The sequence below is a fragment of the Bacteroides sp. 2_2_4 genome, assembly GCF_000157055.1.
Classification (GTDB): Bacteria; Bacteroidota; Bacteroidia; order Bacteroidales; family Bacteroidaceae; genus Bacteroides; species Bacteroides ovatus.
Genome location: NZ_EQ973355.1, coordinates 657,605 through 669,994 on the forward strand (window position 1 = coordinate 657,605; position 12,390 = coordinate 669,994).

The 12,390-nt window shown below is 44.5% G+C and carries 5 protein-coding genes; all 5 read right to left on the bottom strand.

The annotated features are described in order from the left end of the window. Positions 1-4: 4 nt before the first annotated feature. Positions 5-5,590, bottom strand: a complete 5,586-nt coding sequence (locus BSCG_RS24525; RefSeq protein WP_008774807.1) for a carboxypeptidase-like regulatory domain-containing protein — start codon at positions 5,588-5,590, stop codon at positions 5-7. Positions 5,591-5,975: 385 nt separating this feature from the next. Continuing rightward, entirely contained in the window at positions 5,976-6,863 is an 888-nt protein-coding gene (locus BSCG_RS24520; protein WP_004307082.1) for a carbohydrate kinase family protein, read from the bottom strand. A gap of 35 nt (positions 6,864-6,898) precedes the next feature. After that, on the bottom strand, positions 6,899-8,068 hold the full coding sequence (locus BSCG_RS24515) for an MFS transporter (RefSeq protein ID WP_008774808.1): 1,170 nt from the start codon (positions 8,066-8,068) through the stop codon (positions 6,899-6,901). A gap of 383 nt (positions 8,069-8,451) precedes the next feature. Beyond that, entirely contained in the window at positions 8,452-10,278 is a 1,827-nt protein-coding gene (locus BSCG_RS24510) for a DUF4980 domain-containing protein (protein WP_008774809.1), read from the bottom strand. 125 nt (positions 10,279-10,403) lie between these two features. Further along, complete coding sequence (locus BSCG_RS24505; RefSeq protein ID WP_008774810.1) at positions 10,404-12,353, bottom strand: DUF4960 domain-containing protein; 1,950 nt, start codon at positions 12,351-12,353, stop codon at positions 10,404-10,406. Positions 12,354-12,390 lie beyond the last annotated feature (37 nt).

Genomic DNA, 12,390 nt, shown 5'->3' on the forward strand with positions numbered 1-12,390 from the left:
CGCTTCAATCATTCCCTTTCTTTCGTATATCTTTTGTATTTCTTTCTGTAATCCAAATTTCTCTCCCCGCATTATTTGCATTCACCACCGGGAAATACATCAGTTCCACTTTCACAGGGTTCAGCGTGTATTTTCCAGTAAAGCGTGAAAGCAAAGGAACCGTAAACTGATAAGTACCTACCGGTAATTTTTCGCTAAAGATAACAGTTTTCTCTTTAAAATACTCACGATATACTTCAGAACGGGAGAAATTAACAGGTTTTGAGGCATAACTACAACCTGCCGGAACAGGAACTTCGAGCATCACATATTGCGCACCCTCCTGTTTCACCTGCAAGGTAACTGTCAATGTAACAGGTACACCCGCCACCAAAGAGTCTTTTTCCAAAGTCGCCTCCACCTTGAAAGCATCACTCTGACGAGCATTCATCACACGCTTCATTGAATAGACACTATACAATAAAGGCTCTTTTCCCGTTTTTGAAATAAGCAGACTGTCGCCTGCTATCAGCCGGGCATGATAAGGAAATTCCGTAATTCGTTGATGATCCTTACCGCTCACAGACACCGACGTTCCTGACATCCCTCCGGAACCTGCCAGCAAATCGGTCAGAACAGTTGCCACAGCCGAAGAAGCCTGATACGTATTCCATCCGCGCTCCTTAGTCCGCAAAATATACAATTGCATATTTTCTTTCAACTTACACAGGGAAGGGTCATTTTTAATAATCCGGTAGGCTATCAATGTATTTATCATCTGATTTCCCTCCCAATAATAAGTACGCCGTCCGTCGTCACAGTAAACACCTTCCAGCATATCCTTTTTCAGATAAGGACGTACGCTATCACCCACATTCACCGAATCCACCTGTTGCTTGATTTCCCAGAGAAGCAGCTTCTCTTTCAAGTATGAAAGAGGACGATAATACTTGTTTCTATTTGCCAACGAGTCTTCTTTCTGTTCCAATTGCCGGACGAAAGGTTCCAATAATCTGACTGCCGAAGAATAATCCGCCTCTACTTTCCACTCATGCAGAGCATGAAGTATTTCTATATCTTCCAGTTTCATTCCTCGATAAGGACGCGTATGAGCATACTCCACTTTCAAACCATTCAGATTCAACTCCACAGGATAACCTGCATCTTGCGCCATCTTCAAAGCCCGCAGAATATGCGCAGACATCCAGAAAGAAGTATTTTCAGAGTTCCCCCACCACGACCATAACTGATGTTTGTTCTGATGATTCGTCAGTCGATGGATGATAGGTCGAATTGCTTTATCTACTTTCACCTTTTCACCCTTACTCTGCATATACTGTTGGTAAGCCAACAAACCGATTAACTTGGATGCCAGCTGCTCATTGCACAAATATTTGTATCCTGTCAAGTAATTCACTGATTCTTTATAGATGTCCAACTGATTGTCAGTGATACTCACCATCACTTCTTCATCCTCGCCGGATTGCACTTTGACCGTCTTTGCATCGGACAGAATACCCAATGTGCCCTCCGCCAATTCAGTTCCCTGTGGCAGTATCGGAATCGTATATTCCTCTTCATCCTGATAGCCATCGTCGCGAGTGAAAAGATAGCTGATGGTCACGCTATCGGCATGAACTGCCTGCATCGGCACTGTTTCATGAAATCCCTCCATGAAACTCACTTCCTGCCGTTTCAACGTATCCGTTCCGACGCAGAACTGTGTCTTTCCGGCTATGTGCTGCCCATCCAGATAATTGCGGATAGTCCCGACCACCGTACTCTGATCCCCCTCCACCAAGAAGCGGGGAGTTTTCAACTCCGCCATCAACGGTTTGTAAGAGCGGATGGAACGTCGGAAAGTACCCGTCTGCAAACGACGGTTCATGCCATAAACGACAGTTTCCCATTTCGTCACATTATCGGGGAAAGTTGTTTCAAACTGTACCGTTCCGGTTTTATCCGTAAACAAACGAGGCTGCCAGAAAGCCACATCCGAAAAATTCCTACGTAAGCCATTCAATTGCATCAGTTCATTATACAACTGTTCGTTATCCGCTTCTTCTTTTGCTTTCTGATCTTGCTCTTCCAGTTTCTCCAAAGGTGCGGTTGCAGCAGCAGAAGAAGAAGAACCTACCATTAATCCGGCAACAGACCCCGTCAACGAAGTTCTTGAACGCATGCCGTATCCTACAACGACCACTTCCTCCAGCGCCTGACTATCTTCTTCCAAAGTAACCAACAGATTGGCTCCGGGAGTTGCTCTCATCTCCTGCTGTTTAAAGCCGACATAACTAAACAAAAGCTGATCCCCTCCCCTGTCACAATCCATTTCGAAATATCCGTCCATGTCGGTGATCGTTCCCTCCGTCGTTCCTTTCACCACCACGCTGCACCCGATTAAAGGCTCTCCGGTAGCATCCGTCACATAACCGGAGACTTTACCGCCGTAATTGCGTACATACTGCCTGATCCTCATTTCCCTGTGACCAGGAAAGTTTGTACCGATCCTGCCAATTCCTCTTCCCAGCAAGAGCCACCCTGCTGACAACGAATCGCGTTCGTGTAGAGGCAGAGATTCCATATCTACATCCAGATAGGTATATGATTGTATCGTCAGAGCATCATGTTTCAGATACTTTCCATTGTTATAAAGCAAAATCGCATCATACGTTCCGGCAGGAAACTTGGAATATATTCTATTCATTTGCACCAAAGTATCCGGATAAACCAGTTCTCCGGTAGTGCAGTCTTTAAAGAGCAAGTTAGCCACTCCGGTAGAATCTTTTTCTTCCGGAAGCCGGAAATTCAACGTCTTATCCGGCAGGGAGAAATAAATCCGGGTGGGATGCCAACTCTTTCCCTTGCGAAGTTCGGCCACCAGACTACGGAATCTTTCCGGTGATAAATGGTAATCATTCAAAGTCGGAATCTTTGCCACAGACGAAAAATTCAGATAAGCCGGGCACAGTTCCTCATCCTTATATTTATAAACCACATTGCCCTCGAATTCATAAGAGAAACCTCCCTCATGCCGATACAACACACCATTCATATATTTCCAAGGTCCCGGCTCCACAGGACCTGCCAATATCTTTTTCTTGTAGCGCGACAGCTCCATGAGTGAAACCGGAAACAGCTTTCCATTATGTTCGAGCGAAGTATATACCGCCCCATCCATCACCGGAAGACGGCAAAGATACCGTTCATAACGCTTCTTCTCTTCCGAAGTAAACTTATACTCATCATATTTCCCTTTCCTCTGCCGCAACCAGACTACTTCCACTCCTTGCGGCAACTGATTCATATCGAAACTTAAAATCGTTTTCTTGCCCCGGTCGAAAGCCAGAGAATCAATGATGAAAGCCCTGTCGTGCATTCGCAACATTATCTTCTGCTTTCCCGACGGATGCAATACAGGAAAAGAATACTGCTTAGGCTGTTCCGTCCACGAAAAATAGCAGGGAACATCGTTCTGCTCAATCACATAGATATTCACCGCCCGCCCGTTCAGCATCACATAAGGAGCAAACTGGGTGGTTCCATCCGGTGTATCAACCGTCTGACGGAACAGATTTCCCGAAGGATAAGCAAACTGATAATAAGGCAACTTATCCAAATGAAGCAACTGGTTCCAATGCTGATAATCCAATGTGCCGGTATGTAGATACTCTTTTTGCTTCATTGAGTAGGAAGCTCGTTGCTCGCGCGGACGGGGTGCACTCCCGTAATAGGGTAAATCGGGTACGTGATAATCCAGCTGCGTGTTGACCGCAAAAGCTGTCAGATCGACGTTGGATACCGGACGCCCTTGTATATTGGTCACGTTCAATTTTGTTTTCACTTTCTGACCGGGATACACTCGTTCCGGCAAATCAGATTCAATCACCAGCCGTTCGGAAGGTGAAGTGTACGAGCGTTTCAACATACATTCCTTATCCCCCATGAAATAAAATACTTCTACGTAATAGACGGAAGAGGGATCGATCTCTCCGGATTTGTGTTCCATCTCTTTTCCCGAACCTTTCTGCAACAGGCGGTTGCCTTGATACACATACCAGGAAAGTTCCAGCTGCAAAGGATTGGAAAGGGAGACACAGAACGAATCTTTTTCTATGCCGCCATTCAGTTCCAGTTTGGAGTCAAGTGCGGCGGAAGCAATCGTCGTTTCATATCCTGTTTCCGGTATTTTGAAACGATAGTCCGTCACCGCCTGATTGAACGGTTCGCGATAGGGCAAACGCACTTTCTTCACTTCTTTCTTTTCACCATAGGTCAGTTCGGCCGCCACAGGACGCTCCACTCCCAGGTCGAAGAATGAAAAGCAAATAGTATCCGCCTGCGTAGTGCACTGCATATCATAGCACGAATAGTAGAAAGTCGCTTTGCTCTGCTGCTCCAAACGGTTATTGTCTGCCGTAAGCAAAACTACATTCACCGTATAGAAGCAATCGGAAGCTCCGAATATCCGAGCAGGAATATCTACCGAAGCTTTCCCGGAAGCATCCAGTTCCGCCTGCACGGACATCAGTGTATCGGGCAAAGAAAGTATCTGCGCATACGACTTCAGTACCTGCTGTCTGCCGACAGTCACTTCTACATTCACCTCCCGCAAAGGAAGTCCGTTGGCATCCGTTGCACTGATATCCATGCGGTTACTCTGCGATGCATATTGCACATTCGAAGCCAGCTTCACCAACAACTTGTTTCCGTTCAGTTCGTAGTCTTCATATTTGAAATTGGTGGAGGCTACGATGCGTCCCCGCTTATCACGAAGCTGTACAGTATATCTCTGATCGAGCTTCAGGTTCAATGAATCCGCCAACAGGAATTCTCCGGCGAAGCCTCCCGGATGGTAAGGGACGACGGACATTATCTTCTTATAGTCACGCCAGGAAGAACCGACACGCATCCACAATGAAAGTTCCTGTTTCAGAGGACGTTTATGTTCGGAGAGAGCATAAGACTTGAAACGGACAGTTTCGCCCGGTCTGTATTTATTCTTGTCAGTAATCAGGTAACTATAAAACTCCGGTGCATCTTGCCGCCCATAATCATTTTTATACCAGGGTGGTACAAGGTGTTTCCTCAAATCGAATACCGCACGAAACTTATCCACTTCAACCGTCAGGATATGCTGTTCTTTCTGCGACCAGTTATCGTCAGTATACGTCTGACTGTCTTCATCGTAATAAACAGCCTTGCTGCCTACCCGCACTTTGGCATCTTTCCTGATAGTTTCCCCGGCATCAACCACCTGCAAGGTGAGTACACCATACTCCTTGAAAAGGAAAACATGAAAAGGAATCACCGGAGCATAACGGTAATGAACTTCGTTCCGCTCTACATCAGCCAGCAGAAAATGCCCTTTGACCGGAGGATTGCTCCAAGTATCCGTGAAACGGGCAAAAGGAGTCTGCTGTATTTTATCCCATTGTTTCTGTCGGAGTTTGCCTTTGAGAAGTTTCAAAGCCTCTTTGTTAGTCAGTTCGAAAACGATCGTTTCGGGAGAGGTATCATCCCAGATCATCGGTTGTCCGAATGCTCCATTGGCAAAAAGCAGGACTCCCAATAACAACAGGCTCTTTAGCTGGCATAGCATTGTGTTCATAGTATTCGATAGATTGATTGAGAACAAAAATAGAAAATAAAACTGTGAGTATGCTATAAATCACTCGATTATTCGCAATCTTATCCCTTGAAAAAAGTAAAAATGGTCCCCCATATTTACGCGGGAACCATTAACAAACGTATAAAGGGTAATACGAACACTTAATTGATGTTATAAAACATCTCTTTTTATTTGGATTATTTGCTAAGTTGACAGAAGTCCGTATCTTTGCAATGTGTTTTTCATAGTATTAGATTTAAGGTTAACAAAGGTTGGAGCAAGGCGTTGCTCCTTTTTTTATGCCTGTACGTTTCGTACGTACAAAAAACAAGAGGTACACCCCACGAAATGAAATATACCTCTATGCTTACTATCAATAAAAGAATTACATCAGTCTATCTTTCAAAACCTGCGGAAGTTCGGGCATCGCACCTCTCTGTGTGCAGACATAAGCAGAAACCTCAACAGCCAGTTTATGCGCTTCGGGCACCGGTTTTCCATTGAGAATGGAGGCACAGAAAGCAGCTGTAAAAGAATCGCCTGCGCCCACTGTGTCGGCAACCGGTACTTTGGGCGTCTCCTGGAAAGAGACAACGCCCGGTGTGAACACATAGCTGCCATTGATGCCGCAAGTGAGAATCAACATCTTCAGGTTGTATTTTGCCAACAGAATCCAGCATTTATCCTGCAAATCAATGCCGGGATAACCAAACATACGGCTGATAGTCACCAGCTCTTCGTCGTTTATCTTCAGGACGTTGCAACGGTGGAACGATTCGCGCAGTACCTCTTTAGAGTAGAAATCCTGGCGGAGATTGATATCAAATATCTTGAGCTGTCCGTCTATATCGGGCATCGTATCCAGAAAGCGATTGATAGTGGCACGGCTCACTTCATTACGTTGAGCCAGCGAACCGAAGCAAACAGCACGTGTGCTCAAGGCCAGACGTTTCAGCTCATCCGTAAAGGGAATGTTGTCCCACGCCACGCCCTCTTTGATTTCGTAACAAGGCACGCCCTCGTCATCGAGCGTCACCTGCACCGTACCGGTAGGATAATCGACCTGTTCAATCTGCATCTTCAACTTCTTCTCATTGAATACTTTCAGAATTTCTTCTCCCAGTTCATCCCTGCCTACGGCACTCACTACACGACTGTCAAAACCAAACTGTGATACATGATAGGCAAAGTTTGCCGGAGCACCACCGATTTTCTTTCCTTCGGGCAACACATCCCAAAGTGCTTCGCCCATTCCTACAATTATATTATTCATGATATACGGGTTTTATTGTTTCCAAAGTTATAAAATTATTTTCTGATACGGAACGTATAATACAAGAGATAAAGCACGCCCACCGTCATTACGGCAATAGCACCATTCTGTCCCATGGAAGTATCCGAAGCTACTCCCATTGCCAACGGAAACACCGTCCCGCCGAAAAGTCCCATAATCATCAAGCCGGAAACTTCGTTTTTCTTACCCGGCAAATAAAGCAATGCCTGCGAGAAGATAACGGAAAACACATTGGAGTTACCGAAACCAATTAAGGCGATGCAGGCATAGATAATTGCCTTTTCATGGAAGATAAACAAACCGATCATGGCAATCAACATCATCACCACACTAATGCCGAAGAAAGATTTCGGAGACATCTTACGCAAGATGAAAGAACCCAGAAAACAGCCCGCCGTACGGAAAATAAAATAAAGACTGGTTGCAAAAGCAGCATCATCCAATCCCATACCAATGCGCTCCATCAGAATCTTCGGGGCGGTAGTGTTCGTACCTACGTCGATGCCGACATGGCACATGATACCAATGAAACAAAGCAGAATAAGCGGTTTGCCAAGCAGGGCGATGCATTGTCCGAAAGTAGACGGTTTGCCATCTTCTTTCTCCTCTTCAATCTGTGTGACATTGAGCAGAAGAATAGCGATGACGGCCACAATCATATAGATAGGGAACAGGATGCGCCAGTCTAAATCGAAAGTCGGAATGGCCTGTGTCGCTCCCCACATGGCGATATAAGGTGCCAGGAAAGAAGCAATGGCTTTCACAAACTGGCCGAAAGTCAGGCTACTTGCCAGGCGGTCGCCACGCACGATATTGGAAAGTAACGGATTCAGAGAAGTCTGCATCAACGCATTTCCGATGCCCAGGAGGGAGAAGGAAATCAGCATCAGCATATAGCTGTCGCCAAAAACGGGTAGTAACAAAGAAGCGAAAGTCACAATCAAACTAAGCAATACGGTTTTCTTCTGACCAATGCGGCTCATCAGCATGCCGGTGGGTACGGAGAAAATCAGGAACCAGAAGAATACCAGTGACGGAAAGATATTCGCCTGTGAGTCCGACAGCCCAAGGTCTGCCTTTACGTAATTGGAGGCAATGCCTACCAGGTCAACGAATCCCATGGCGAAGAAGCAAAGCATCACCGGGATTAGTTTGGAGAGGGAAGAGTTTTTACTGTTTTCCATTATTTTATCTTTTATATGATGAATTCTGTTTCCATAGGGCGGAGCACATACCCCTACGGCAATGTATGCATCAGTCCTTTATATAGTTGGTGTATCTCCCGTTCCTTGTTACTTTAAAGCTACGGTCTTGTTGGGTTACCACGGCCGTGGTAGCTTCTTCCCACGGCTGTGAAGAGTTCTCACCACGGCCATGGGAGGATCTCGTCACGGCCGTGACGAACTAACAGAACCGTAGCTTTGAGGAAAGTATCTCCGTACTTTAGTAGAACTCTTCCACTAGGACAGACGTACTCTTCCATAAGGAAAGACGTATTAGTCTATAGGGAAAGAAGTTTTTACTCTAAAGAAACAGGGAAAGAGCGCATGGAGTTAGGAGAATGAGCTTATTTCTTCAACTTGTAGATCACAAACGAATCTACTTTATACGCTCCTCCTTTACTGTAAAAGTCGATATGAGTGTAAGGTTCCGACGGGAATACTTGATTAGTCATCACAAAACGTCCGCCATCAACAAAGGCTTCCACACTGGATTTGTCAACAAACAGACGGAGTTTCAATTCGTCTTTTCCACTTTCAATGGCCGTCCAGGTCAACATTGGGAAGTTCTCATTGAAACCTACATCTCCGCTCTTGCGGCGGTCCATCGAGAATTTCTTTTCTTTCATGTCATATTGCATATCCACTTCTTCGCCTTTGTCATTATAAAGACGGAAGCCAATTACATCCGCATATTGATTTTCGATAGTCAGTTCTATTTCGTATGCACCCTCATTGCCGGCAATCATGTCTTTGATGGTACGTGTTCCGTTCACTTTAAACGAGCGTTTCTTGGAGATGTCACGCAGTTTCAGCAGTTCGGGAGAGGGAGCAGACTGAAGATAAGTCTCGCCATCTACGGTGAATAGGCTCAAATCACGAGGAACAGAGTTCGGGCTACGGTATTGAGAGGTAGGAACATCGTTTGCATATTGCCAGTTGCTCATCCATGCGATAGCGATGCGACGGTTGTCGGGAGCATCACTCCAAGTTACAGCGGCGTAATGGTCTTTTCCCCAGTCCATCCATTTGGTTTGGGAGGGTGATTCATTTACAAATTCTTTTCCGTTGAACGTTCCGACAAAGTATTGAGTGGCACTTCCTCCGAAAGGACCTCCGGGATTCAAATTACAAAGCAATACCCATTTCTTTTCGTTCGTGCCGTCTACTGGAAGTTCAAATAAATCAGGACATTCCCAAACACCGCCATGTGCACCTTGTCCTTCACCGAAACTACTTTCAAAGGCCCAGTCTTTCAGATTGGAAGAAGAGAAAATTTGCATTTCCTGTCCTACTGCCAACAACATAATCCAACGTTGAGTCTCTTTATGCCAGAATACTTTCGGATCGCGAAAATCACGGGCATCAGACGTCAATACCGGATTATTTTCATATTTTGTAAAAGAACGTCCATTATCTGTGCTATACGCAATACTTTGTACTTGTCGATCACTATTCTGCGTATAAATTGCAACAATAGCACCCGCACCGAATCCGGCAGTATTATCAGTATCTACTACGGCCGAACCGCTGAAAATTGTACCAAGCGCATCAGGGGTAATAGCATCGGGACGATGTTCCCAATTTATCAGGTCTTTACTGATTGCATGTCCCCAATGCATATTGCCCCATTTGGAGCCATAAGGGTTGTGCTGGTAGAAAAGGTGATATTCACCATCTTTATATACCATCCCATTGGGATCGTTCATCCATCCATAAAGAGGTGAGAAGTGATAAGTAGGACGGAACTTTTCACGATTGCCCGTATCGAACGTGTCGGACAATTTCATTTCTTTGCAGCAAACAGCGGAAAGTTTACCCCGTATCGGATCATTCGAACCTAATTTAAATTTCAATAATATGTTTTTACCTGCATAGTCCGAAAGATCCAGTGGAACAAAATAGTCCACTCTGTTCACTGCCAGGCGAACATCCGCAACGTTCACCTCTTTATTATTAACGATCATGCTGACACGTACATCAGGGATCACCTCCTCTACGGGTAAAAGCAAATAACGTTGATTTGTATTTATATGTACCAGGCAATGTCCTTCACCCAAATCTTTTATTAATAAAGAAGAAGTATCGGCTGAAGCATCCGAAAATGAGAAAATCATCATAACCAGAATTGTCAAAAAGGTCTGTACTTGTTTAAACGAGAATAATACATTCATGTCAGATGGTATTAGAGTTAATTATTAATATTCATTGTCTTCTATTTGTTACCATGCAAAGATAGGCGTAACGGATAGTTACACCTATCACTTTTGTTTCAGAAGATAGAAAAAATGTTACCTATCTATTTCTTAGCGCTTAGATAATGCAATATATTTTTCGTCATGAGCACAATATTATCTTGATAAACGTTAAGATTACTATTCTGATTCCATTCATAAGCAGCGAGCCCAAGGGCTATACATGTACCTTGATATTCCGCTGTCGAAGCAAATTCCACCATTCCGGCACAACAATAATCCGTCACGTGTCCCCACGTTGCTAAAACGGTAGCATTGTTTTCTTCTTCAAATGCCTTTACTATATTCCCTGCATTGGGATAAAGACCGGGGAAACCATAAGAATTCAAGTCCCACATACAATTATGGTCTTCACGTCGTCCGGGACCGATCAGCGGGAACGTTTCATGAGAGAATTGGTCGGAAGTAACCATACCGGCAAACACTGGATGACTCCGATGATCATACTCCATTCCGATGTTGGCATTAATCGTCCAAACGTCCGCGCCATCTCCTCCTTCACCATCTGCAAATATCCCTGGAGCCCGTTCGGTACGCCCCAATGGCACAACCAACTGAGTCGCATGATTACTCAAGAACAGATTCCCTCCATTCTTATAATACGTAGTCAAGGCAGCGATCGCATCAGTAGACAAAGGTAACTTATCCCATCCGGCTCCAATGCCTACACGGTCTATATGCACCCAAATAACATCGTAAACAGAAAGATCTTCACTAGTCAACATGGCAGGAGTGACAACTTTACCATTCACAAACTGTTTCTTGAACCATGCATAAGAGGCTTTTTCATCATCATCTTCTATCTCTTCGGGACTATTATACGTTATCACATAAGCTGCATTTGTCAAATCAAGCCCGGACGGTTTCACCTTAATATTTTCTTCCGTTACTCCGCAATCTATCACTTCGGATAATTCGCTGATATAAAATACTTGATTACTGTTTTTATCTTCTATCGTACAATCTGCAAAACGATTATTTTCTCCTTCCGCAGCATTCACTGTAGTGGGATTTTCTATACCTTCACTCCAAGATACATTTATGGTGTTTGACGTGAAATGATTGTATTCACCTTTCACATGAATTACCCCATAGTCGGCTTCTTTGCCATTGAGTTGATTATCGCTCTGATTTACCGTGAACAAGTTATCACTTAACAAGTTGTTTTGCCCGCTTAATTCAAAGAAAGTCATTTTGTTTCCGGTAAATTCATTATCCGAAATATTCACTCGGCTACAGCCAGTAAAGTTGGCACACCAATCGTCATTCGCCGTTAGTTTGTTGTGAGAGAAAATCAGATTACTTTCTCCCGAAATACGTGCAGCCACACCGCCTTGCGATGAACCGAAAGCAGAATTGGTCACCATATTTTGTATGCCACCATTCATTTCAATGCCATTCACAACATCGGTTGCATCTATCCGGGCTAATGTAATGGCATCACATCCTTGGAGTTTAACGCCCTGATACATATTTTCCATCTTAATATTGAAGAAATGCAGGCGGTCATTGTCATGCTCTACATAGATTCCGGTTCCTTGGTGGTCGGCTTTCCCCACAAGGGTAAGTCCGCTTACCTCCACCCCGCTAATACGATTTTTATGTCCGCCTATATCGGCAACAGGAGCGACATGTAATGCATATTCAGCATTTCCAAGTATCAAACGACTGCCTTTAGCGTCAGTAACAGGAACAACCGTTTCATCATTCACACCTTTCAGTGTTACGAAATTGCGTGTAAGCTGAATGGGGCTATCCAGGCGAAAAGTCCCTTCGGGAATAAGTATCGTTCCTCCCTCGGGTGGGAGATCGGCTATAATAGCATTTATAAGATCTGCACAATCGGTAGATCCGTCAGTCGGAAGCCCGAATTGCGTTATATCTATTATCTTCTGACCTTTACATTCATCGCAAAGCGCATAAGTATCGTCATTACTGCAAGATGTGCCCAACATCAGGAACAATCCGCTTATCAAGAATTTATTTATTTTCATGGTGTTACTATATTAATAATGGTATAGGATGAGGAAA